Source organism: Mesorhizobium sp. WSM4829, assembly GCF_055811475.1.
Genome location: NZ_JBVVQJ010000046.1, coordinates 1 through 24,291, shown reverse-complemented (window position 1 = coordinate 24,291; position 24,291 = coordinate 1). Strand labels below are relative to the sequence as shown.

Annotated in this window: 20 protein-coding genes and 1 pseudogene; 8 read left to right on the top strand and 13 right to left on the bottom strand. The window is 64.4% G+C overall.

Annotated elements, in window-relative coordinates:
- Positions 1-331, top strand: a pseudogene (locus tag AC0L17_RS29885) (hypothetical protein); the annotation flags it as partial.
- Between the two features lie 168 nt (positions 332-499).
- Here the strand turns inward: AC0L17_RS29885 and lpdA are convergent.
- The 4 genes from lpdA to AC0L17_RS29865 form a co-directional block, all read right to left on the bottom strand.
- Positions 500-1,897: a dihydrolipoyl dehydrogenase gene (gene lpdA, locus AC0L17_RS29880; protein WP_473518414.1), complete on the bottom strand. Its 1,398-nt coding sequence runs from the start codon at positions 1,895-1,897 to the stop codon at positions 500-502.
- A 180-nt stretch (positions 1,898-2,077) separates the two neighbouring features.
- The gene (locus AC0L17_RS29875; RefSeq protein WP_473518413.1) at positions 2,078-3,463 is read right to left on the bottom strand and encodes a dihydrolipoamide acetyltransferase family protein; all 1,386 of its coding nucleotides are present in this window, start codon (positions 3,461-3,463) and stop codon (positions 2,078-2,080) included.
- A gap of 229 nt (positions 3,464-3,692) precedes the next feature.
- Positions 3,693-4,706: an alpha-ketoacid dehydrogenase subunit beta gene (locus AC0L17_RS29870; RefSeq protein ID WP_027153639.1), complete on the bottom strand. Its 1,014-nt coding sequence runs from the start codon at positions 4,704-4,706 to the stop codon at positions 3,693-3,695.
- A gap of 2 nt (positions 4,707-4,708) precedes the next feature.
- Complete coding sequence (locus AC0L17_RS29865) at positions 4,709-5,941, bottom strand: thiamine pyrophosphate-dependent enzyme (RefSeq protein ID WP_473518412.1); 1,233 nt, start codon at positions 5,939-5,941, stop codon at positions 4,709-4,711.
- Between the two features lie 449 nt (positions 5,942-6,390).
- On the opposite strand from AC0L17_RS29865, the gene holA reads away from it, so the two are divergent.
- Positions 6,391-7,434 (top strand): DNA polymerase III subunit delta, encoded by a 1,044-nt coding sequence (gene holA, locus AC0L17_RS29860; RefSeq protein ID WP_473518411.1) that lies wholly within the window; start codon positions 6,391-6,393, stop codon positions 7,432-7,434.
- 262 nt (positions 7,435-7,696) lie between these two features.
- On the opposite strand, the gene AC0L17_RS29855 is transcribed toward holA, so the two are convergent.
- The 5 genes from AC0L17_RS29855 to mnmE form a co-directional block, all read right to left on the bottom strand.
- Entirely contained in the window at positions 7,697-8,584 is an 888-nt protein-coding gene (locus AC0L17_RS29855; RefSeq protein ID WP_091592076.1) for a ParB/RepB/Spo0J family partition protein, read from the bottom strand.
- 35 nt (positions 8,585-8,619) lie between these two features.
- Positions 8,620-9,420, bottom strand: coding sequence for a ParA family protein (locus AC0L17_RS29850; RefSeq protein ID WP_084646769.1), 801 nt, complete (start codon positions 9,418-9,420; stop codon positions 8,620-8,622).
- 36 nt (positions 9,421-9,456) lie between these two features.
- Positions 9,457-10,092 (bottom strand): 16S rRNA (guanine(527)-N(7))-methyltransferase RsmG, encoded by a 636-nt coding sequence (rsmG, locus tag AC0L17_RS29845; RefSeq protein ID WP_473518410.1) that lies wholly within the window; start codon positions 10,090-10,092, stop codon positions 9,457-9,459.
- Positions 10,089-11,963 (bottom strand): tRNA uridine-5-carboxymethylaminomethyl(34) synthesis enzyme MnmG, encoded by a 1,875-nt coding sequence (mnmG, locus tag AC0L17_RS29840; protein ID WP_473518409.1) that lies wholly within the window; start codon positions 11,961-11,963, stop codon positions 10,089-10,091. The genes rsmG and mnmG overlap by 4 nt, the downstream gene beginning before the upstream one ends.
- Positions 11,964-12,339: 376 nt before the next feature.
- Positions 12,340-13,662, bottom strand: a complete 1,323-nt coding sequence (gene mnmE, locus AC0L17_RS29835) for a tRNA uridine-5-carboxymethylaminomethyl(34) synthesis GTPase MnmE (protein WP_473518408.1) — start codon at positions 13,660-13,662, stop codon at positions 12,340-12,342.
- A 64-nt stretch (positions 13,663-13,726) separates the two neighbouring features.
- On the opposite strand from mnmE, the gene AC0L17_RS29830 reads away from it, so the two are divergent.
- Positions 13,727-15,745, top strand: coding sequence for a thioredoxin domain-containing protein (locus AC0L17_RS29830; protein ID WP_473518407.1), 2,019 nt, complete (start codon positions 13,727-13,729; stop codon positions 15,743-15,745).
- A gap of 63 nt (positions 15,746-15,808) precedes the next feature.
- On the opposite strand, the gene rho is transcribed toward AC0L17_RS29830, so the two are convergent.
- The 3 genes from rho to hemE form a co-directional block, all read right to left on the bottom strand.
- Complete coding sequence (gene rho / locus AC0L17_RS29825) at positions 15,809-17,074, bottom strand: transcription termination factor Rho (RefSeq protein ID WP_027153631.1); 1,266 nt, start codon at positions 17,072-17,074, stop codon at positions 15,809-15,811.
- 295 nt (positions 17,075-17,369) lie between these two features.
- Complete coding sequence (hemJ, locus tag AC0L17_RS29820; RefSeq protein ID WP_287065686.1) at positions 17,370-17,921, bottom strand: protoporphyrinogen oxidase HemJ; 552 nt, start codon at positions 17,919-17,921, stop codon at positions 17,370-17,372.
- Positions 17,918-18,946 carry a uroporphyrinogen decarboxylase gene (gene hemE, locus AC0L17_RS29815; protein ID WP_473518406.1) on the bottom strand — a complete coding sequence of 343 codons (1,029 nt, stop codon included), beginning with the start codon at positions 18,944-18,946 and terminating at the stop codon, positions 17,918-17,920. The genes hemJ and hemE overlap by 4 nt, the downstream gene beginning before the upstream one ends.
- 403 nt (positions 18,947-19,349) lie before the next feature.
- On the opposite strand from hemE, the gene AC0L17_RS29810 reads away from it, so the two are divergent.
- The 5 genes from AC0L17_RS29810 to dnaQ all read left to right on the top strand — a co-directional run bounded on the left by AC0L17_RS29810 (position 19,350) and on the right by dnaQ (position 23,216).
- Positions 19,350-20,171, top strand: coding sequence for a pyruvate, water dikinase regulatory protein (locus AC0L17_RS29810; RefSeq protein ID WP_023802686.1), 822 nt, complete (start codon positions 19,350-19,352; stop codon positions 20,169-20,171).
- 195 nt (positions 20,172-20,366) lie between these two features.
- Positions 20,367-20,966 (top strand): Maf-like protein, encoded by a 600-nt coding sequence (locus AC0L17_RS29805; RefSeq protein ID WP_473518405.1) that lies wholly within the window; start codon positions 20,367-20,369, stop codon positions 20,964-20,966.
- Positions 20,959-21,801, top strand: a complete 843-nt coding sequence (locus tag AC0L17_RS29800) for a shikimate dehydrogenase (RefSeq protein ID WP_473518404.1) — start codon at positions 20,959-20,961, stop codon at positions 21,799-21,801. The genes AC0L17_RS29805 and AC0L17_RS29800 overlap by 8 nt, the downstream gene beginning before the upstream one ends.
- Positions 21,802-21,807: 6 nt before the next feature.
- Positions 21,808-22,410 carry a dephospho-CoA kinase gene (coaE, locus tag AC0L17_RS29795; protein WP_027153625.1) on the top strand — a complete coding sequence of 201 codons (603 nt, stop codon included), beginning with the start codon at positions 21,808-21,810 and terminating at the stop codon, positions 22,408-22,410.
- Between the two features lie 86 nt (positions 22,411-22,496).
- Complete coding sequence (dnaQ, locus tag AC0L17_RS29790) at positions 22,497-23,216, top strand: DNA polymerase III subunit epsilon (protein ID WP_473518403.1); 720 nt, start codon at positions 22,497-22,499, stop codon at positions 23,214-23,216.
- 252 nt (positions 23,217-23,468) lie between these two features.
- On the opposite strand, the gene secB is transcribed toward dnaQ, so the two are convergent.
- Entirely contained in the window at positions 23,469-23,969 is a 501-nt protein-coding gene (gene secB / locus AC0L17_RS29785) for a protein-export chaperone SecB (protein WP_473518402.1), read from the bottom strand.
- Between the last annotated feature and the right edge of the window lie 322 nt (positions 23,970-24,291).

Genomic DNA, 24,291 nt, shown 5'->3' with positions numbered 1-24,291 from the left:
TCTAAAATATTTTTTTCCCCCCCCCGGGCGGGCCCGGCGCCTGCCGGGCGCCTGCGTCTCCCCCCCCGCCCGCGCCCCCACGCGCGCCCCCCTGCTGCAGGAGACCTACGCCAACAAGATCTACGCCAGGCGCGTCGGCGACAAGGTGCGCAGCGCCATCCAGATCACCACCGCCTCCGCCATCTGCGCTGTGCTCGACATGCTGGCCGACGACAGCTTGCCGGCGCAGGGTTTTGTCAAGCAGGAAGACATCGCGCTCGACGCGTTCCTCGCCAACCGCTTTGGCAGCGCCTACGCGCAGCACGAGATGGTTAGCCGGCTTGCGGGGTGAGCTGTGTAATCTCCCCCCTTGAGGGGGAGATGTCGCCGAAGGCGACAGAGGGGGTCGCCTCGCGTAGAGCGCTAACCTCCATCTGTCGCAAGGGAGGTCGCATCCGGTCGAACCGACCCCCTCTGGCCTGCCGGCCATCTCCCCCTCAAGGGGGGAGATCACCTGCTCTCAACCATGCAGCGCATGCCCCATCGCCTTCAGCGCCGCCTCCTGAAAACCCTCGCCTTGTGTCGGATGGGCATGGATGGTGCCGGCGATATCCTCCAGCCGCGCGCCCATTTCCAGCGCCAGGCCAAACGCCGTCGACAGTTCCGACACGCCCTGGCCGACCGCCTGGATGCCGAGCACCAAATGGTTGTCGGCGCGGGCGACAACTCGGACGAAGCCATCCTCACTCAGCTTGGTCATCGCGCGGCCGTTGGCGGCGAACGGAAACAGCCCGACCTTGATCTCGCCGCCAAGCCTCTTGGCCTCGTCCGGCGACAGGCCGGCGGTGACCAGCTCCGGATCGGTGAAGCAGATGGCGGGAATTGAGCGCTTGTCCCAGCTGCGCTTGTGGCCGGCGACGATCTCGGCGACCATTTCGCCTTGCGCCATCGCCCGGTGCGCCAGCATCGGCTCGCCGGTGACGTCGCCAATGGCAAAGATGCCGCGCATCGAGGTGCGGCACTGGTCGTCGATGCGGATGAATTTACCCACCATATCGAGGTCGATCTGCTCCAGCCCCCAGTCTTCGACCACCGGCCTGCGCCCGACGGTGACCAGGATCCTGTCGGCAGCGATCTTGCTATTCTTGCCGGTCGCCGTTTCGACCAGCAGAGCATCGCCCTTGCTCGACAGGCCCTTGGCCTTGGCGCCGACAAGCACCTCGATGCCGAGCTCGGTGAGCCGCTTCACCACCGGCCGGGTCAGCTCGGCATCATATTGCGCCAGCACGCGCGGCAAGGCCTCGACCACGCTCACCTTGGCGCCCAGTTTGGCGAAGGCGATGCCGAGCTCGAGCCCGATATAGCCGCCGCCGACGACGGCAAGCCTTTCCGGCACTTCGCTCAGCGCCAGCGCTTCGGTCGACGAGATCACCGCACCGCCAAACGGCAGGAACGGCAGCTCGACCGGCGCCGAGCCGGTCGCGATCACCACCATCTCGGCGCGGACCACCTGCATGCCGGTCTCGGTCTGGACCTCGACGGTCTTGCCGTCGCGGAATTTCGCCCAGCCATGCACGGTCTTGACCCCGGCCTTCTTGAGCAGGCCGGCAACGCCGCTGTTCAGCCGGCTAACGATACCGTCCTTCCAGGCGATGGTCGCTTCGAGATCAATCGACGGTGTGGCGATTGAAATGCCGAGCGGGCTCTTGCCGCTCGCCATGTGCGAGATTTTCTCGAACTCCTCGGCCGCATGGATCAGCGCCTTGGACGGAATGCAGCCGACATTGAGGCAGGTGCCGCCCGGCTTGCCGAACTCGACGATCACCGTATCGATGCCGAGCTGGCCGGCGCGGATGGCGCAGACATAGCCGCCCGGACCGGCGCCGATGACGAGCAGCTTGCAGGATATTTCCTTCATGTCGACACGCTCTTTTTGGCGAAGAAGGGCCCCCTCATCCGGCCGCTGCGCGGCCACCTTCTCCCCGGCGGGGAGAAGAGGCTTGCACCAGCCTTGGAGACCTCCTCTCCCCTCGGGGAGAGGGTGGCCGTAGCGAAGCGGAGGCCGGGTGAGGGGGCCTTTGCGACCGTTCTCATCATCTCAATCCACGAAAATCAGCGCCGGGGTCTCCAGCAGCGTCTTGATCCGCTGGATAAACACCGCTGCGTCCCAGCCGTCGATGACGCGGTGGTCGAAGCTAGAGGACAGGTTCATCATCTTGCGCGGCATGAACTGGGTGCCGTCCCACACCGGCCGCACCATCATCTTGTTGACGCCGAGGATCGCCACTTCCGGATGATTGATCACCGGCGTCGTCGCCACGCCGCCCATGGCGCCGAGCGAGGTGATGGTGATCGTCGATCCCGACAGTTCGTCGCGCGCCGCCGTGCCTGACCTGGCCGCCTCGGCGAGCCTGAAAACCTCGGCGGCGCAGTCCCAGATGTCGCGTGCCTCGGCGTGCTTGACCACCGGCACCACCAGCCCCGAAGGCGTCTGCGCGGCAATGCCGATATGGACGCCGCCATGCTGGTGGACGATGCCGGCCTCGTCGTCGAACAGCGCGTTGATTTTGGGCTGGTCGGCGATCGCCTTGACAATCGCCCGCATCAGGAACGGCAGCAGCGTCAGCTTCGGCCGCTCCACGCCGCCGCGCTTCTCCTTGTTGAGCGCCGCGCGCAAATCCTCCAATGCCGTGACGTCGATCTCCTCGACATAGGTGATGTGCGGGATGCGCGACTTGGCCAGCGCCATCTTCTCGGCGATCTTGCGCCTGAGCCCGATGATCTTGATGTCCTCGACCGCCTCGTTGCGGGCGAGGCCGGAGACCTTCGCAAGCTGCGGTCCGCGCGCCAGGAAGGCGTCGATGTCCTCGTGGAGAATGCGGCCGGCCGGGCCGCTTCCCCTGACCTGTCGGAGATCGACGCCGGCCTCCTTTGCCCTGAGGCGGACGGCCGGCGAGGCCAGCGGCCTTTCACCTTCGGGACGCGGCGCGGCGACGGGCGCAGGACCCCCACCCCTAACCCCTCCCCACAAGGGGGAGGGGGATTCCGTCGCCGATGCAACCTCACGCTCAGTGATTTTTCCGGGCGGGGACGGGTGCGGTGCCGCTTTGGCACTGGCTTCGGCGGCCGAAGCGCGTCCCCCTCCCCCTTGTGGGGAGGGGCCAGGGGTGGGGGTACTGCGGTCGGTAATCTTGGCGGCCGCCTCGCCGCCCGGCTCCGCAGCTGCCTTCACATTGCCCTCGCCGGCCACTTTCAATCTGACAATGGGCGAGCCGATCGCCACCGTGTCGCCGATCTCCGCACCCAGCCAGACGATCTCGCCGTCGACTGGCGAAGGAATCTCGACCGTCGCCTTGTCGGTCATGACGGCGGCAAGCACCGCGTCCTCGCGCACGAGATCGCCGACCTTGACCTGCCATTCGACCAGCTCGGCCTCGGCGACGCCTTCGCCGACATCGGGCAGCTTGATCACATATTCGCCCATCGTCAGGTCCCCCTTACCGAGGGGTTGGCGCTGCCCCTCACCCCTGCCCATTCCGGGGCGAGCCGCTTGTCTCGCCCGTCCTTCGGACCCCCGTGAACAACGGGGAGAGCGAGATCGCCGGCGTGGCGGCCAGTCCCTTCTCCCCGTTCTGCACGGGGAGAGGGTGCCGGCAGGCGGATGAGGGGCGGCGCCACCATTGGCAATCTGTCCGAGGCTCTGCCTGCCATCGTCAGGCCTCCATCGTTTCGACGAGCGCGCGGCCGAGCCTGGCCGGACCGGGAAAATAGTCCCATTCCTGCGCATGCGGATAGGGCGTGTCCCAGCCGGCGACCCGCACTACCGGCGCTTCCAGATGGTAGAAGCAGTTTTCCTGCACCAGCGCCGACAGCTCGGCGCCGAAGCCTGATGTCAGCGTCGCCTCGTGCACGATCACGCAGCGGCCTGTTCTGTTGACCGAGTCGACGATCGTCTCGAGATCGAGTGGCAGCAGCGTCCTCAGATCGATAATCTCGGCGTCGATGCCGGTCTCCTCGGCCGCCGCCTGCGCGACATAGACCATCGTGCCGTAGGCCAGCACGGTGACCGCGGCGCCCGGCCGACGGATCACCGCCCTGCCGAGCGGGACCGTGTAATGCCCGTCGGCGACCTCGCCGAGTTCGTGCTTCGACCATGGCGTGACCGGGCGCTCGTGATGGCCATCGAACGGACCGTTGTAGAGCCGCTTCGGCTCCAGGAAGATCACCGGATCGGGATCCTCTATCGCCGCGATCAGAAGACCCTTGGCGTCATGCGGATTGGACGGCACGACGACCTTCAGGCCGGAGACATGGGTGAACAGCGCCTCCGGGCTCTGGCTGTGGGTCTGGCCACCAAAAATGCCGCCGCCGGTCGGCATCCTGACCACGATCGGGCAGGTGAAATCGCCGTTCGAGCGATAACGCAGCCGCGCCGCCTCCGAGACGATCTGGTCATAGGCCGGATAAACATAGTCGGCAAACTGCACCTCGACGCAAGGTTTCAGGCCGTAGGCGGCCATGCCGATGGCCGAGCCGACGATACCGGCTTCGCTGATCGGCGTGTCGAAGCAGCGGCTCTTGCCGTATTTCGCCTGCAGGCCTTGGGTGCAGCGAAAGACGCCGCCGAAAAAGCCGACATCCTCGCCGAACACGATGACACGTTCGTCGCGCCCCATCGAGACGTCCATGGCGTCGCGGATCGCCTCGATCATGGTCCGTCTTGGCATGGTCAGACCCCCGCCTGCTGGCGCTGGCGTCTGAGATGCGGCGGCATCTCGCCATAGACGCCTTCGAACATGTCGCGCGTCGAAGGCTTGCCGCCGGCATGCAGCGTGCCGTGGCGCTCGGCCTCCCTTTGCGCCGCGATCACCGTTTCGAGGATTTCCGCCTCGGCCTGGGTGTGGCGCTCGTCCGACCAGACGCCGTGCTGGATGAGATGGTTCTTCAGCCTGACGATCGGGTCGCCGAGCGGCCAGGCGTCGGATTCGGCCTTCGGCCGGTAGGCCGACGGATCGTCGGAGCTTGAATGCGCGCCGACGCGATAGGTGACATATTCGACCAGCGTCGGCCCAAGATTTTTCCGCGCCCGCTCCGCCGCCCATTTGGCCACCGCGTGGACGGCGAGATAATCGTTGCCGTCGACCCGAAGCGACGGAATGCCAAAGCCGAGGCCGCGGGCGGCAAATGTGCCGGAGCCGCCGCGGGCGATGCCCTGGAAGGTCGAGATCGCCCACTGGTTGTTGACGACGTTGAGCACGACCGGCGCCTTGTAGGTCGAGGCGAACACCAGCGCCGAATGAAAGTCGGACTCGGCCGTCGAGCCGTCGCCGATCCAGGCGGCGGCGATCTTCGAATCATTGCTGATCGCCGAAGCCATCGCCCAGCCGACCGCCTGGATATATTGCGTCGCCAGATTGCCGGAGATCGAGAAGAACCCGTGCTCCTTCGACGAATACATGATCGGCAGCTGCCGGCCCTTCAGCGGATCGGCCTCGTTCGAATAGATCTGGTTCATCATCGTGACCATCGGGTAGCCGTCGGCGATGAGCAGGCCGGCCTGCCGATAGGTCGGAAAGTTCATGTCGCCCGGCGCCAGCGCCTTGCGAAAGGCGCAGCTCACCGCCTCTTCGCCGAGGTGCTGCATGTAAAAGGAGGTCTTGCCCTGGCGCTGCGCCATCTGCATGCGCGCGTCGAAGCTGCGCAGCGTCATCATGTGGCGCAGGCCTTCCAGCAACTCGTCGTCGGAAAGCAGCCCGGCCCACGGCCCGACGGCCTCGCCGGCGCGGTTGAGCACGCGGATGATCGAAAACGCCAGGTCGCGGATATCACGCGGATCGACATCGATCTCGGGACGCGGCACCGAGCCGGCCTTGGGAATGGCCACATCAGAAAAATCCGGCGTCCCGCCCGGCCGCACCTCGGGCTCCGGCACATGGAAGCGCAACATTCCCGCATCCGCCATGACCTTCGTCCTCCCATGTTGCCCGGCCAGGATACTTGCACACCGGCAGACCAGTGCCAATTCGTCGGGCAAGGCTTCCCGCCAACCACCGCGCCGCCAGCAGCACCTGTCAGGATGAAGATATGTCAGCGAAATTTCTTGTCGATCTTCCGGCTCTGCGCGCAATTTGGCGCATGATTGCGCCGGGTTTCCCGCCAGATAAGACAAATGCGCGGCGTCTCCTTCTCCCCTTGTGGGAGAAGGTGGCCGCGAAGCGGTCGGATGAGGGGTGTTCCAGCCTGGCACCGACGGCACTCCGTCCAACACCCCTCTTCCGTCTTGGCGCTGCGCGCCAATCCACCGCCCGGGGGCGAGTCACGGGCCTCGCCCGCCCTTCGGCCCCACAAGGGGAGAAGGAAAGGGGGCGACCGCCGTTCACCCCGCGCCCGCATCATGCTAACCCATAACCCATGGCACAGAAGAAAGGTTACGAGGTCGATTCGTGGTTGGCGCGGCCGGACCAGCGTGTCTCGATCGTCCTGCTCTACGGGCCCGACCGCGGGCTGGTCGCCGAGCGCGCCCGTGCCTTTGCCGGCAAGACCGGCCTGCCGCTCGACGATCCGTTCTCTGTGGTCAGGCTGGACGGTTCGGAAGTCGACCGCGACGAGGGCCGCCTGCTCGACGAGGCCCGCACCGTGCCGATGTTTTCGGACCGGCGCCTGCTCTGGGTGCGCAATGCGTCCGGCCAGAAGGCGCTTGCCGACGACGTCAAGGCGCTGACCGCGGAGCCGCCCCGTGACGCCATCATCCTGATCGAGGCCGGCGACCTGAAGAAGGGCGTCGGGCTGCGCGCCATTGTCGAGGCGGCGGACATTGCCATGGCGCTGCCGTGCTACGCCGACGAGGCGCGGGACATCGATACGGTCATCGACGACGAATTGCGCAAGGCCGGCATGTCGATGACGCTGGAAGCCCGCCAGGCGCTGCGCCGCAACCTCGGTGGTGACCGGCTGGCCTCGCGCGGCGAGATCGAAAAGCTGGTGCTCTATGCCCACGGCCAGAGCGAAATCGGCCTCGATGACGTCAAGGCGACGTCGGGCGACGTCTCTGGCCTGTCCTTCGATGACGCCGTCGATGCCTTGCTCGACGGCAAGGTCGGTGACTTCGACATAGCCTTCACCCGTCACTGCCAGTCCGGCGGCCAGGCTTTTCTGGTGCTGTCGTCGGCGATGCGGCAGCTGCAGGCGATCCAGGCAATGCGCGGCCTGATGGACGCCGGCGGCCGCAACGCCGCTTCGGTCGTCGCCGCGGCGCGCCCGCCGGTTTTTTTCGCGCGGCGCAAGCTGGTCGAAAAAGTTCTCGAACGCTGGAGCAGCCAGGCGCTGGGCCGCGCGCTCAACCGCCTGCAGACGGCGGTGCTGCAGACCCGGCGCCGGCCGGACCTCGCGGTCGCGCTGGCCCGACAGGCGCTGCTCGGCATCGCCGTGGAGAGCGCAAGACTGGGGCAGAGGTAGGCGGGTCTTCCCTTCTCCCCTTGTTGTGGGAGAAGGTGTCGCCGAAGGCGACGGATGAGGGGTGTTCCAGTTTGGCACCGGCAGAGTTCCGTCCAACACCCTTCATCCGTCTCGGCGCTGCGCGCCGATCCACCTTCTCCCACAAGGGGAGAAGGCAAGGTTGCGCGCGGCGCCAGACGCTGCAGGACAAGCGGCAAGCCCGCGTTAGCCAAGATTCATTGGCTCAGAAGCGCTGCCAAATAGGGTGCCCTTTGCCGGCTAATCAACCCTCGTTCTTCAGCCGCCGGCAAAGCTCGTCGAGCTGCTCCAGCGTCCGATAGGCGACGCTGATCACGCCGCCGCGCTCGTTGTGCTCGATCGTGACGAACATGCCGAGCGTGCCGGTCATCAGCTTCTCCAGCGCGAGGGTATCGACATCCTTCTGTGCCGGTGCTGCTGCAGGCTGTCGCTTCACCGTCGGCGCACCCGCCGGCATCTGCGCCAGCGCTTCGGCCTGGCGCACCGAAAGCCCGTCCTCGACGATGCGCTTGGCCAGGCCCGCCGGATCCTGCGCCGTCACCAATGTACGGGCGTGGCCGGCCGACAGCGCGCCGTCGACCAGCATGTCGCGGATCACGTCCGGCAGCTTCAACAGCCGCAGCGTGTTGGCGACATGGCTGCGGCTCTTGCCGATCACCTGGCCGAGATCGGCCTGGGTGTAGCCGTGATCGTCGATCAGCTGCTGGTAGCCCATCGCCTCCTCGACCGGATTGAGATCGGTGCGCTGGACGTTTTCGATGATCGCCAGTTCGAGCGCCGTGCGATCGTTGACATCGCGCACGATGATCGGGATCTCGCTCAGCCCGGCGCGCTGTGCCGCGCGCCAGCGCCGCTCGCCGGCGATGATCTCGTAGCGGCCAGCTTGCGTCGGCGATGGCCGCGCCACCACCGGCTGCACCACGCCATGTTCGCGGATCGACTGGGCAAGATCGGTCAGGTCGGCGTCGCCGAAATGCCGGCGTGGATTCTTTGGGTTCGGGCTCAGGAACTCGATCGGCACCTTGCCGTCGGCATTCATGCCCGGCTTTTCCACTGCTGCCGGACGATCGATTTCGCCGATCAGCGCCGCCAGTCCCCGGCCCAGTCTTTTTCTCGAAAGGTCTTCGCTCATCGTCTGTCCAGATCGTTTCGGTATCAATTCAGCTTCTAAGCGGCGCGCAATTTGCGCTCGCGGCGGATCACCTCGGAGGCAAGCTGCAGATAGGCCTGGCTGCCGGAGCATTTGAGGTCGTAGAGGATCGCCGGCTTGCCGTAGGACGGCGCCTCGGAGACTCGCACATTGCGCGGGATGACGGTTTCATAGACCTTGTCGCCCATATGCGCCCGCACGTCCTGCACCACCTGGTTGGCGAGGTTGTTGCGCCCGTCGAACATGGTCAGCACGATGCCCTGGATGGTCAGCTCGGGATTGATCGAGCGGCGGACCTGCTCGACCGTTTCCAGCAGCTGGCTCAGACCTTCGAGCGCGAAGAATTCGCATTGCAGCGGCACCAGCACCGAATCGGCTGCCGCCATCGAGTTCAGCGTCAGCAGATTGAGCGACGGCGGGCAATCGATCAGCACATAGCCAAAATTCGCCGAGCGCTCGGCCGAGGCACGCAAGGCGTTGCGCAGCCGCAGCACCCGGTCTGGCGCCGAGGCGATCTCCATTTCGATGCCGAGCAGGTCGAGCGTCGACGGCACGATAGACAGTCCCGGCACCGCCGTCGGGATCGCCGCCGCCTCCAGATCGAGTTCGCCGGTCAGCACGTCATAGGAGGAAACGGTGCGGTCGCGCCGGTCGATGCCGAGACCGGTGCTGGCATTGCCTTGCGGGTCGAGATCGACGATCAGCACCCGCTCGCCGATCGCCGCCAGCGCCGTGGCCAGATTGATGGCCGTCGTCGTCTTGCCGACGCCGCCCTTCTGGTTGGCTACGGTGATGATTCGGGGGCCATTCTTCATCATGGGTCTATGCCAGAAATTCATGCCGAGGTCGCCGATCTAAGTCAGTTGGCGCAAATCAGACAGTTCGAGGATGACGCCGTGAGCGTCGGTCGCGCTGGCATGTTCTACCAGATCGAATGACCATCGTTGAGCGCTTTCTGCCACCTCGCTGCGGTAATCCCGGCCTTTGTGGAACAGGCCATAGGCGCCAGCCGTCAGCCACGGCGCCGCCAGTTCGAGCAACACCGGAAGCGACGCCAGCGCTCTGGCCGTGACGATTTGCGGTGTTGAAACAAACGCATAGGCGTCGTCGATGCGCCGCGCGACGACCCTGGCCGGCAGGTTGAACTGGCCGACGACCGCTTGCAGGAACGATGCCTTTTTCCGGTTGCTTTCAACCAGGTCGATTCTGGCGCCGTCGCGCTCGGCAAGCAGGAATGCCAGCACCAGGCCGGGAAAACCGCCACCGGAGCCGAGATCGAGCCAGCGCTTCGCGTCTGGTTTGATTCGCGCCAGCTGCGCGCTGTCGAGGATGTGGCGGCGCCAGACGTCGCCCTGCGTCGACTGCGCCGCCAGGTTTATCCGGCGGTTCCATTTCTGAAAGACCGTCTCGAACTCTAGCAGGCGTTCGAATGTTTCACGTGAAACCGGACCGGCAGCCGATTGCAGGCCCGCCCATGAGGCAGCGCTCACGCAACATTCCTTCGCGTGGCAGCCTCGGCGTTGCGGACATGCGCGACAATGATTGCCAGTGCCGCCGGCGTCATGCCTTCCATACGCTGTGCGTCTGCGATCGAGCGCGGCTGGCGCGACAGCATCTTTTGCTTCAGCTCGTTGGACAGCCCCGGAACGGAAGCAAAGTCGAGCGACGCCGGGATCAATCGGCTCTCCTCTTGCCTGATCTGCGTGACGTCGGCTTGCTGCCGGTCGAGATAGACCGAATATTTCGCTTCCGTTTCAAGGCGCTCTGCAGTTTTGCTGTCAATGCCCGCAAACTGCGGGGCGATCCGGGCCAGCCAGGCGACGTCGACGCCGGGATAGGCCAGCAATTCATAGGCCGAGCGGCGCACCCCGTCCCGGTTGATCTCCAGCCCATGACGCGCCGCTTCATTGGGGGTCATGGTGAAGCCAAGCGCAAGGTCCCTCGCCTTTTCAAGGTTCTGCACGATATCACTAAACCGTTGCATCCGCTCCTGCGAGGCTATCCCGAGCTTTATCGCCAGCGGCGTCAGCCGCTCATCGGCGTTGTCCGCCCGCAGCGACAGCCGGAACTCGGCCCGCGAAGTGAACATCCGATACGGTTCGGCGATGCCGCGGCTGGTCAGGTCGTCGACCATCACCCCGATATAGGCCTCGGTGCGGCTGAGCACGATCTGATCGCTTGCCGACGTTTTGCGCGCGGCGTTGATGCCGGCCAACAATCCTTGCGCCCCCGCCTCCTCGTAACCGGTGGTGCCATTGATCTGCCCGGCCAGAAAAAGACCGGCGATCCGCTTGGTTTCCAGCGTCGGCTTGAGCTCGCGCGGGTCGACATGGTCGTACTCGATGGCATAGCCGGGCTGCAGCATGGTGGCGCGTTCAAGGCCCGGAATGGTTTTTAGAATGTCGAGCTGCACGTCCTGCGGCAGCGAGGTCGAAATACCGTTCGGGTAGACGGTATCGTCGTCCAGCCCTTCCGGCTCGAGGAAAATCTGGTGGCCTTCGCGATCGCCGAACTTGACGATCTTGTCCTCGATCGACGGGCAGTAACGCGGCCCCACCCCTTCGATCGAGCCGGAATACATCGCCGACCGGCCCAGATTGGCGCGGATCAGCTCATGTGTCGCTCCAGTTGTGCGCGTGATGCCGCAATGGATCTGCGGATTGTCGATGCGGTCGGTCATCAGCGAGAACGGCACGGGGTCGTCATCCGCCGCCTGGCTCTCCAGCGACGCCCAATCGATCGTTCGTCCGTCCAGCCGCGGCGGCGTGCCGGTCTTCAGCCGCCCGAGCCTGAAGCCGGCGCGGCTCATCGTCGCCGACAGGCCGAGGCTGGCCTGCTCGTTCATGCGGCCGGCAACGATCTTCTTCTCGCCGATATGGATCAGCCCGCGCAGGAAAGTGCCGGTGGTCAGCACCACGGCGCCGCAGCCAAGCCGGCGGCCATCCGCCAGCAGCACCGTCGCCAGGCGCTCATTGGCGATTTCGAAATCCAGAACCTCGCCCTCGACCACGTCGAGGCCCGCCTGTTTGCGAATCGCCGCTTGCATGGCGAGCCGATAGAGTTTTCTGTCGGCTTGCGTCCGCGGCCCGCGAACGGCCGGGCCCTTGCGGCGGTTGAGCAGACGGAACTGGATGCCGGCCGCATCGGCGACGCGCCCCATCAGCCCGTCCATGGCGTCGATCTCGCGGACCAGATGGCCCTTGCCGAGGCCGCCGATCGCCGGATTGCACGACATGACGCCGATCGTCTCGAAGCGCAGCGTCACCAGGGCAGTCTTCGCGCCAGCGCGCGCGGCAGCACTGGCCGCCTCGCAACCAGCATGGCCGCCACCTACCACAACCACATCATAGTGATCGGTCATTTTTAGTGTTCCAGATTCAAGGTTGACCGACACATGTCCCCGTCAGGACGTGGTGTCAAGAACAGCTGGCGCCTTCTTTCCCTTCTCTCCTTGTGGGCCTTGTGGGAGAAGGTGGATTGGCGCGCAGCGCCGAGACAGAAGAGGGTGTGTTGGACGGAGCGCCGTCGGTGCCAAGCTGGAGCACCCTCATCCGACCTCGCTTCGCGAGGCCTCCTTCTCCCACAAGGGGAGAAAGAGAGCCGCACGTCGGCCCGGAGCGTAGAATGAGGCGATTGCCCTGGTGGATTGTTTCACGTGAAACAGTGCCGACCGTGTTCTTGGCCGACGTTTCACGTGAATCATCCAAAGCCGGCCAGCCCGCAATGTTTCACGTGAGTCATTTGCCGATGCAGAACTGCGCAAAGATGACGTCGAACATGTCCTCGACATCGACCGCCCCGACGATGCGGCCAAGCCGATCCGCCGCCAGCCGCAATTCCTCTGCCCGCAATTCCTGCCCGCGCCCATCCTCTGCCGCTGCCGCCAGCAAGAAGCACTTCGTCTCGTTGAGCAGTTCGACGTGCCGCAGCCGCGACGGCAGGATATCGCCGGCCTGGCCGACCTGCGCTGCGGCGCGACGGCCGATCTCGGCCAGCAATTCCGCCAGCCCGGTGCCATCCTTGGTCGAGATAACCGCGTCGTATCGCGCCACAAGCGATTCATCCCGCAGCAAATCGGCCTTCGTCCCGATCCTCAAGGCCGGGACATCAGGTGGTATTGCGCCGATCGGCACCGGCTCCACCATATCCTCGAGCATCAGCAACAAATCGGCAGTGCCGGCCTTGCTCCTCGCCCTTTCGATGCCGATCGCCTCAATCCTGCCGGGCGTATCGCGCAGGCCGGCGGTATCGGTCACTCTTATGCGCATCCCCTCCAGATCCAGCACCACTTCGAGCAGATCGCGGGTGGTGCCGGGCTCTTCGGTGACGATTGCCGCATCGCGCCGGACCAAAGCGTTGAACAGGCTCGATTTGCCGGCATTCGGCGCACCAAGAATGACGACCTCAAAGCCGTCCCGGATGATTTCGGCGGCCCGGAAGCCTTGGACATGACGCTCGATCTCGCCGATCATCGCGCGGACGTCGGACCAGACCGTCTCTGCAACGGAACCGGGCACATCGTCTTCGTCGGCAAAATCAATTTCTGCCTCGATCATCGCCCGTGCATGAATCAGCCGACGGCGCCAGGCGAGGTAGAGCTCGCTCTGCACGCCTTCGGCATTCTGCACGGCAAAGCGCCGCTGCGCCTCGGTCTCGGCATTGACGAGATCGGCCAGCGCCTCGGTCTCGACCAGATCGACCTTGCCATTGAGAAAGGCGCGGCGGGTGAACTCGCCAGGCTCGGCATGTCTGACGCCGTCGAAGCCGGCGATCACCTCCAGCATCTTCGCCACCACGGCCCGCCCGCCATGGACGTGGAATTCGGCGACATCCTCGCCGGTAAAGCTGTTTGGGCCGGCAAAGAAAACGACCACCCCGCTGTCGAGCACCGATCCGTCCGGCGCCTTGAACTGGCGATAGGCGGCAACACGGTTCTTGACCTTGGGGCCAGCAATCGTTTCTACGACGAATCGACTTTGCGGACCGGAAATGCGGATCACGGCAACCCCGGCGGGCAGGCGGCCGCTCGACAGGGCAACAATGGAATTACCTGAAATCATTTGCCGACCCAGCACAACCGCCCTAGCTTCGCTTGTTCACCAACAGATTGCCGAGTTATCAACAGTGACGTTGCCCCCGAAAAACCTGCTTGCCGAAGAGGCCAGCCCCTATCTGCAGCAGCACAGCGACAACCCCGTGCATTGGCGGGCGTGGTCGCCGGCATCGCTCGCCGAAGCAAGGGCGCTTGAGCGGCCGATCCTGCTCTCGGTCGGCTACGCCGCCTGCCACTGGTGCCATGTCATGGCGCACGAGAGTTTTGAGAACGCCGACGTCGCCGCCGTCATGAACCGTCTGTTCGTCAATATCAAGGTCGATCGCGAAGAGCGGCCGGACATCGACCAGATCTATATGGCGGCATTGTCGGCGATGGGCGAGCAGGGCGGATGGCCGCTGACAATGTTTTTGACACCGGACGGAAAACCTTTCTGGGGCGGCACCTATTTTCCGCGCGAAGCCCGTTACGGCCGCCCGGGCTTCGTCCAGGTGCTGGAGGCGGTCGACAAGGCGTGGCGCGGGAAGAAAGAAAGCGTTAACCAAAGCGCCGACGGCCTGACCACGCACGTCGAGGCGCGGCTGGCCGGCAGCCATGCCAAGGCGGTGCTCGACCGCGACACGCTCGCGACGCTCGCCAACGGCATCGACGGCATGATCGACAGGGATCTGGGCGGCCTGCGCGGCGCGCCCAAATTCCCCAATGCGCCGTTCATGCAGACGCTGTGGCTGTCCTGGCTGCGCGACGGCGCCACAGCCCATCGCGACGCTGTCCTGCTCAGCCTCGAAAAGATGCTGGCGGGCGGCATCTATGACCATGTCGGCGGCGGTCTTAGCCGCTATTCGACCGATGCCGAATGGCTGGTGCCGCATTTCGAAAAGATGCTCTACGACAACGCGCAGCTCATCCGGCTGTGCAACTGGGCTTTTGCGGCGACCGGCAATGAATTGTTCCGGATACGAATCGAAGAGACGATCGACTGGCTGCTGCGCGAGATGCGCATCGATGGCGGTGCTTTCGCCGCCAGCCTCGACGCCGACAGCGAAGGTGAGGAGGGGCTGTTCTACACCTGGAGCAGGGATGAGATCGAAACTGCTCTCGGTGACGAATCGGCGTTGTTTTTCCAATACTTCACGCTTTCCAGCCCGCACGGCTGGGAGGGCAAGCCGATCATCCACCAGACTGCGGCCGAGCAAACACAAAGCGTCGCCGATCGCGACCGGCTCATTCCGCTCACAGAAAAACTGCTGGCGGCCAGGGAGCAGCGCGTCAGGCCCGGGCGTGACGGAAAAATCCTGACCGACTGGAACGGTCTGGTGATCGCGGCTCTCGCCGAAGCCGGGCGCGCCGTGAAACGGATCGACTGGATCGAGGCGGCGGAACAGGCCTTTGCTGCCATTGCCAGCGTTGGCCGAGACGGCCGCCTGCCGCATTCGATGTTTGGCGCAAAGAAGCTTTTTCCGGCGCTGTCGAGCGATTACGCCGCCATGGCCAACGCCGCGATCTCGCTGTTCGAGGCTACCGGCACATCGACTTACGCCAAACTGGCCGGCCAATTCATTGCGCAACTAGATCAATGGCATAGTGGTGAGAACAACACCGGCTACTATCTGACCGCGTCGGACAGCAGCGACGTGCCGATCCGCATCAGGGGCGATGCCGACGAGGCCATTCCGTCAGCCACCGGCCAGATCATCGAGGCCATGGTTCGATTGTCGTCGCTTTCCGGCGATCTCGAATTGCAGGAAAAGACCTGGAGGATCGCCGAACACGCCGCCGGCCGTGCGGCGCATCAGGCCTATGGCCAGGCGGGGATCGTCAACGCCTGTGCCTTGGCGCTCGAGCCGTTGAAGCTGGTGCTGGTGGATGGCCCAGAGAATCCGGGGCTTGTTCCGGTTGCGAATCGAAGTCCCGACCCGCGCCGGATCGACACGATCGTGCCGGTCGGATCGGCGACAAACCTGCCGATGCTGCCAGGCGGCGTTCTGCCGCCAACGAGCAAGCCCGGCGCCTGGCTGTGCACGGGGCAGGTCTGCTTGCCGGTGATAACGGACGCCGAGGAACTCGAGCGTCGGTTGCGGCGCGGATAGGAGAGGGATGCTGCGCCGATCCACCTTGCCCCGCAGGGGGAGAAGGCAAGAGGCGCCAGCCCCTTACGTATTCATCGAATCGAAGAAATCCGCGTTGGTCTTGGTCTGCTTGAGCTTGTCGATGAGGAACTCGATGGCGTCGGTGGTGCCCATCGGCGCCAGGATGCGGCGCAGCACGAAGATTTTTTGCAGGTCCTGGCGGGCGACCAAAAGATCTTCCTTGCGGGTGCCGGACTTGAGGATGTCCATGGCCGGATAGATGCGCTTGTCCGCCACCTTGCGGTCGAGCACGATTTCCGAGTTGCCGGTGCCCTTGAACTCTTCGAAGATGACCTCGTCCATGCGGCTGCCGGTGTCGATCAGCGCGGTGGCGATGATGGTCAGCGAGCCGCCTTCCTCGATGTTGCGGGCGGCGCCGAAGAAGCGCTTCGGCCGCTGCAGCGCATTGGCGTCGACACCGCCGGTCAGCACCTTGCCGGATGACGGCACCACGGTGTTGTAGGCGCGGCCGAGGCGGGTGATCGAATCCAGCAGGATGACGACGTCGCGCCCGTGCTCGACCAGGCGCTTGGCCTTCTCGATCACCATTTCGGCGACCTGGACGTGGCGCACCGCCGGCTCGTCGAAGGTCGAGGAGACGACCTCGCCCTTCACCGAGCGCTGCATGTCGGTGACTTCTTCCGGCCGCTCGTCGATCAACAGCACGATCAGGTAGCATTCGGGATGATTCGTGGTGATCGAATGGGCGATGTTCTGCAACAGCACCGTCTTGCCGGTGCGCGGCTGCGCCACGATCAGGGCGCGCTGGCCCTTGCCGAGCGGCGCCACCAGGTCGATGACGCGGGCCGAGATGTCCTTCGAGGTCGGAACGTCCATTTCCATCTTCAGCCGCGAGGTCGGGTAAAGCGGCGTCAGATTGTCGAAATGGATCTTGTGGCGGATCTTTTCCGGGTCGTCGAAATTGATCGTGTTGACCTTGAGCAGCGCGAAATAGCGCTCGCCCTCCTTCGGGCTGCGGATCGGGCCCTCGACCGTGTCGCCGGTCTTCAGCGAGAACCGGCGGATCTGCGACGGCGAGATGTAGATATCGTCCGGGCCTGGCAGGTAATTGGCATTGGCCGAGCGCAGGAAGCCGAACCCGTCCTGCAGCACTTCGACGACCCCGTCACCGATGATCTCGATATCCTGGGTCGCCAGCCGCTTCAGGATCGCGAACATCAGTTCCTGCTTGCGCATGACACTGGCGTTCTCGACCTCGAGCGATTCGGCATAAGCGATCAGCTCTGGCGGTTTCTTGTTCTTGAACTCTGTGAGTTTCATTTCTTGCATCATTAGACGGACTCTGAGTGAGTAAGTATGGGGAAAATATCGGCGGGATGCGACAAATGCCGGGCGCGGCCGAAGCGATGAATGGGGCGGCGCATGACGGGAAGGAAGACCCGTCTTTTATCGTTGGTCGACTGAAAGAGCAAGCCGCTTGGAAGCGATCAATTGCGAATCTCGGCACCGCCCCTCAACCCCCTGCCGGGACCTTCTCCCCGTCACTATACAGTCACTATACGGGGAGAGGATGCCGGCAGGCAGGTGAGGGGGCAGCGCAAACGCCCGAAACAGACACAAATCGTCAAAATGGCTTCACGATGACCAGCACGACGATGACGATCATCAGCAATGTGGGGATCTCATTGACGATCCGCCAGTGCCGAGCCGGCTTTTCGTTGCGGTCCTCGGCGAATCTGCGTACCGCGCCGGCCAGATAGCCGTGAACCGCCGAGAGCCCGAGCACCGCGGCGATCTTGGCATGCAGCCAGCCACCCTGAAAACCAAAGCCTTTCCAGGCCAGCCAGAGGCCGAACGCCCAGGTGATGATCATGGCTGGATTGATGATGCCGCGCAGCAGCCGGCGCTCCATCACCTTGAAGGTCTCCGACTGGACGGAGCCTTTTTCCGCATCGGCATGATAAACCAGCAGCCGCGGCAGATAGAGCATGCCCGCCATCCAGGAGATGACGGCGATGACATGGATCGCCTTCGCCCAGGGATAGAAATCATCCGGCCCGAACAGGAACAGAAGCGCCGCCAGGACGAGGAAGATGACGATGGCGATCGCTGCTCGACGCATCGCTGCACCACCGCTGCTGCCCGCACCACTGTTGGCGTTGTTCATGTCGGTCATCGATGCGCCCGGACCAGTTTCACCATCGCCTCGACATGCGCGATCGGCGTTTCCGGCGTGATGCCGTGGCCGAGATTGAAGATCAGCTGTCGATCGCCCAGTGCTTCCAGGATTGCGTCGACACCGTCAGAAAGCGCCTTGCCGCCGGCCACCAGCCGCAACGGATCGAGATTGCCCTGCACGGCGCCGTCGCGCTGCAGTTCCTTCGCCGTCGTCAACGGCACGGTCCAGTCGAGCCCCAGCCCGGTCACGCCGGTTTTTTGGCGATAGCTGCGGTAATGGGCGCCGGCGCCCTTGGGAAAGCCGATGATCGGAATGTCGGGATGGACGGCCCGGACCTGCCTGACGATCTCCGCCACCGGCCCGACGCAAAACGCCTCGAAGGAAACTTCGTCGAGCACGCCGGACCACGAGTCAAAGATCTGCACCACATCGGCGCCGGCTTCGATCTGGCGGATCAGATAGGCAGCAGAGTGATCGGCGAGCACGCTCAGCAGCTGCAGAAAAGCCGCTGGCTCCCGATAGGCAAAAAGCCTGGCCGGGGCCTGATCTGAGGTTCCATGGCCGGCGATCATATAGGTCGCCACCGTCCACGGCGCGCCGCAGAAGCCGATCAGCGTCGTTTGATCAGGCAGTTTTGCCCGCAATCGCCTGACCGTCTCGTAGACCGGTTCGAGATTCACGTGAAACGTTTCGCCGTCGAGAGCTGCAATCTCCGTCGCCGAGATCGGCTTCAACAGCGGCCCACGGCCCTCCTCGAAGCGCACGTCGCGGCCCAGCGCATGCGGCACGACAAGGATATCGGAAAACAGGATCGAAGCATCGAAGCCGAAACGCTCGATCGGTTGCAGTGTCACTTCCACGGCAAGATCGGGATTATAGCAAAGATCGAGGAACGATCCGGCCCGCCTACGTGTCTCGCGATATTCCGGCAGATAGCGGCCGGCCTGCCGCATCATCCAGAGCGGCGGCGGAGATACCGTCTTGCCTCTCAACACGTCCAGCATGATGCGGTTTTCAGGCATTCAGCGCTCGCCTCTCCAGGCTTCTCTATAATTAAATATTCTATTTCTAGGAATCTTATGATTCTAAGAGTCTGTTGGTATCGGTGGTTGTTTGCTGTCCCGCCTTGCTCCGGAAAAGGCCAGCCAGCATATTGTCGCGTGCTTCTTTTGCCGCATAGGAGGAGTTTGGGGACAGTTGGAAATTCCCGACTGGGAACAATGCGTTACCGCCCGCCTGGAGAAAATGGCCCTGTGGATGAGGCCGAGTCGAAAAAGCCCGTCCCCGGACTTGTCCCCAGCCGCCCGACGAAGCGAATAGCGCATCGAATTGTGGACAAACCGGCATCTGATACAGTCGCCCCGAACCGGCCGATCTTTCCGACCGACGTTATCCACATCGACCCACAGCTTGGAACATACCCCTGTGAACAAACCCCAGAGCTTCTTTCACCTTCACCTGATTTCCGACGCCACCGGTGAAACGCTGCTGGCGGCCGGGCGCGCGGCTTCGGCGCAATACAAGGACGCGCGCGCCATCGAGCATATCTACCCGCTGATCCGCACCGAAAAGCAGGTGACGAAAGTGTTCGAGGACATCGAGGAGGAGCCGGGCATCATCCTTTATACGGTCGTCGACCAGAAGCTCGCCCGCGGCATCGACGAACGCTGCGCCGCCATGGGCCTGCCTTGCGTCTCCGTGCTGGAACCGGTGCTGACCGTGTTCCAGTCCTATCTCGGCACTCCGGCCGGCCGCCGTGTCGGCGCCCAGCATGTGCTGGACGCCGAATATTTCCGCCGCATCGACGCACTCAACTTCACCATGGAGCATGATGACGGCCAGCTGCCTGCCAATATGGACGACGCCGACATCGTGCTCGTCGGCATTTCGCGCACCTCGAAGACGCCGACCAGCATCTATCTCGCCAATCGCGGCATCAAGACCGCCAACATCCCGATCGTGATCGGCGTGCCAGTGCCGGAAAGCCTGGTCAACGCCACCAAGCCGCTGATCGTCGGGCTGATCGCCACCGCCGAGCGCATCTCGCAGGTGCGCCAGAACCGCATCCTCGGCAACACCAGTGCCTACGAGCCGACCGACTATGTCGACCGCGCGGCGATCAGTGAGGAACTCGCCTACGCCCGCCAGATCTGCACGCGGCATGGCTGGCCGATGATCGACGTCAGCCGCCGCTCGATCGAGGAGACGGCGGCAGCGATCGTTGCCCTGCGGGGAAAGACGCGCTAGGCTTCGGGCGATTGTGCTGTGGGCGGTCCTTTCCTTCTCCCCTTGTGGGAGAAGGTGGCCTCGCGAAGCGAGGTCGGATGAGGGGTGTTCCAGCTTGGCACCGACGGCGATCCTTCCAACACCCTCAACCGTCTTGGCGCTGCGCGCCAATCCACCTTCTCCCACAAGGGGAGAAGGCAAGATCAGGCGATAAAAATGGCCGAAAAAATCATCCTTGCCTCGGGCAGCCCGTTCCGCAAGGCGCTGCTTGTCAATGCCGGCGTGGCGGTCGAGGCGGTTCCGGCGGCAGTCGACGAGCGCGCGCTCGAAGCGCCCTTGCAGGGCAGCGGTGCCTCGCCTGAGGACGTCGCCCTGGTGCTGGCCGAGGCCAAGGCCACCGAGGTCAGCGAGCGAAAGCCGGGCGCCCTGGTGCTCGGCTGCGACCAGACGCTGTCGCTCGGCGACGAAGTGTTTCATAAGCCGGCCGACATGGAAGCCGCCCGCCGCCATCTCCTGGCGCTGTCGGGCAAGACCCATCAGCTCAACAGCGCCGTGGTGCTGGCCCGCGACGGCGCAGTTCTGTGGCGGCATGTCGGCGTCGCCAGCCTGACCATGCGAAAGCTCAATCCGGCCTTCATCGGCCGCCATCTGGCGCGCGTCGGCGCCAAGGCGCTGTCCAGCGTCGGCGCCTACCAGATCGAAGGCGAGGGCATCCAGCTGTTCGAAAGAGTAGAGGGCGACTATTTCACCATTGTCGGCCTGCCGCTTCTGCCTGTCCTGGCCAAGCTGCGCGAGTTCGGAGCCATCGATGGCTGAGGCCGCGAAAAAGGCCTTCGTCACCGGTCATCCGGTCGCGCATTCGCGGTCGCCGAAGATCCACGCCTACTGGCTGGCGAAATACGGCATCGACGGCAGCTACCGGGCGATCGACGTTGGGCCGGAGGCTTTTGCCGAATTCGTCGAAACACTTGAGGCTAATGGCTATCGTGGCGGCAACGTCACCATCCCGCACAAGGAGGCCGCCTTCGCGCTGGCGGCGCGCCGCGACGACGCGGCCGAACAGATCGGCGCCGTCAACACGCTGTGGCTCGAGGGCGGAATTTTGTACGGCGGCAACACCGACGCCCATGGCTTTTCCGCCAATCTCGACGAGCATGCGACGGGCTGGGCCGCAAACGGCCCAGCGGTGGTGCTTGGCGCCGGCGGCGCCGCCCGTGCGGTCATCCATGCGCTCAAGCAGCGCGGCATCAGTGACATCCGCATCATCAACCGGACGCTCGCCCGGGCCGAGGAACTGCGCCACCGCTTCGGCGCCGGGGTTTCGGCCCACGGCACGGCGGCGACCGACGAGCTGCTTGCCGATGCCGGCCTGCTGGTCAACACGTCAGCGCTCGGCATGCACGGCAATGAAGGCCTGTCCGCCGATCCGGCCAGGTTGCCGGACCATGCCATCGTCACCGACATTGTCTATGTGCCGCTGGAAACGCCCTTGCTGGCCGCCGCCAAGGCGCGCGGCCTGAAAGCCGTCGACGGGCTCGGCATGCTGCTGCACCAGGCGGCGCCCGGCTTCGAGCGCTGGTTCGGCATCAGGCCCGAGGTCACTGCCGAATTGCGGCAGATGATCGTCGCCGATCTCGGCGCCAGGGAGTAAAAAAACATGATCGTGCTCGGCCTCACCGGATCGATCGGCATGGGCAAGTCGACGACGGCCAGGATGTTTGCCGAGGCCGGCGTGCCTGTCCACGATTCGGACGAGGCGGTGCATCGCCTCTACGCCGGCAAGGCGGCTCCGCTGGTCGAGGCGGCGTTTCCCGGAACGGCGAAATCCGGCTCCGTCGATCGCACCAGGCTGGCCGAGCGGGTGCTCGGCGATGCAGCCGCACTGAAACGGCTGGAAGCGATCATCCACCCACTGGTCCGCGCCGACGCCGACGCTTTCCTGGCCAGACACCGGGCCGCCGGCGCGCCGCTTGTCGTTCTCGACATCCCGCTGCTGTTCGAAACCGGCGGCCGCGACCGTGTCGACAAGGTCGTGGTCGTCACCGCGTCGCCCGACATCCAGCGCGCCCGCGTGCTGGCGCGGCCGGGCATGAGCGAGGAGAAACTGGCGTCGATCCTGGCCAGGCAGGTTCCCGACGCCGAAAAGCGTGAGCGTGCCGATTTCGTCATCGACACCGGACAAGGTTTTGATGCGGCGCGCGCGGCGGTCAATGCGATCGTCGCGAAACTGGTCGGGGATAAAGCCGGCAAGCCTGCTTAACGGCGCTTGCGCCCGGCGCAATATGTTGCCAATTTGTTCCCATCATGATTCGGCTGGACCAACGCCGGACCCAACGGACTGATTCAATGCGCGAGATCATCTTCGATACGGAAACCACCGGCCTCGATTTCCGCGACGACCGCGTCATCGAGCTTGGCTGCATCGAGCTGGTCAACCGTTTCCCGACCGGCCGCACCTTCCACCACTATATCAATCCGCAGGGACGATCGATCCATGCCGAGGCACAGGCCGTTCATGGCATCAGCGCCGCCGACCTGATGGGCAAGCCGACCTTCAGCGACATCGCCGAGGAGTTCCTTGCCTTCATCGACGGCGCCAAGCTGGTCGCCCACAATGCTTCCTTCGACATCGCTTTCCTCAATGTCGAATTCGGCCGGCTTGGCCACCCGGTCGTTGACCCCGGACTTGTCGTCGACACGCTGGCGCTGGCGCGCCGCAAGCATCCGATGGGGCCCAATTCGCTGGACGCGCTGTGCCGGCGCTACGGCATCGACAATGCCCGCCGCACCAAGCACGGCGCGCTGCTCGATTCGGAATTGCTGGCCGAGGTCTATATCGAGCTCATCGGCGGCAAGCAGGCGGCGCTCATCCTCGACAGCGCCACGGCGCCGGCCGGCGGCAGGAGAAACGTCGACGGCATCGACATCAGCATCGCTGCACGGCCGATAGCGCTGCCGTCTCGCCTGACCGAGGCGGAGCGCGCCGCGCACGCGAGCATGGTCGGCACATTAGGCGAAAAGGCGCTCTGGCTGCGCGTCGCCCGGGAAGCGAGTTCTGCGGCATAGCGATTTTGGCGAGTGCGCCCGGTCGGCCCCCTGTGGCCTGCCGGCCATCTCCCGCTCAATGGGGAGATCGGACTTCACACCGGCTTTCGCCAATCGCCAACCTTGCTGGAATGAGCGAAGACGCTTGGGCTGCCAATCTCCCCCCTTGAGGGGGAGATGTCCGGCAGGACAGAGGGGGGTGCTGTCCCGCCGGGTTCTCAACAAAAAGCCCGGCTTCGCGCCGGGCTTTTCAAACCTACCAAGATAGCCTTCTCAGCTCGCCTTGACCTTGCTGGCCGCCTGGTCCTCGGCCAGCTTTTGCTGGAACATCTGCGCAAAATCGATCGGATCGAGCATCAGCGGCGGGAAGCCGCCATTGCGTGTCGCCTCGGCGATGATCTGCCTGGCGAACGGGAACAGCAGGCGCGGGCATTCGATGAACAGCAGCGGCAGCATGTGCTCCTGCGGGAAGCCGCTGATGGCGAACACACCGCCATAGACCAGCTCGACGTTGAACAGCACTTCCTTGTCGAAGGACGCCTTGGCGTTCAGCGTCAGATTGACGTCGAACTGCTTGTCCGAAAGCGGGTTGGCGTTGACATTGACGTTGATGGCGATGCCGGGAGCCTTGTCGCGGCCGCGCAGCGAGTTCGGCGCGCCGGGGCTTTCGAAGGAAAAGTCCTTCACATATTGGGCAAGCACGTTGAGCGAAGGCTGCGTCGCGTCGCCGTTGCCACTGGCCGCGCCGATCGGCGCGTCGTCATTGCTGGCCATAAGCCTTTGTCCTTTTGCCTCGGCAGCGTTGCTGACCGGATTGAAATCGGGCGTTCGCTACCATGGCCGGCATGACAAGACAAGGTTTGCGCGGCTCTCCCTTCGCTCTTCCTTCTCCCCTTGTGGGAGAAGGTGGCCTCGCGAAGCGAGGTCGGATGAGGGGTGTTCCAGCTTGGCTGCGACGCGCTCCGTCCAACACCCCTCTTCCGTCTCGGCGCTGCGCGCCGATCCACCTTCTCCCACAAGGGTGTTTGGACCGGAGACATCGCGAACAGGTGTGCGAGGACATCGCGAACAGTTTTGCGCATTGCGCGCGAGGGGG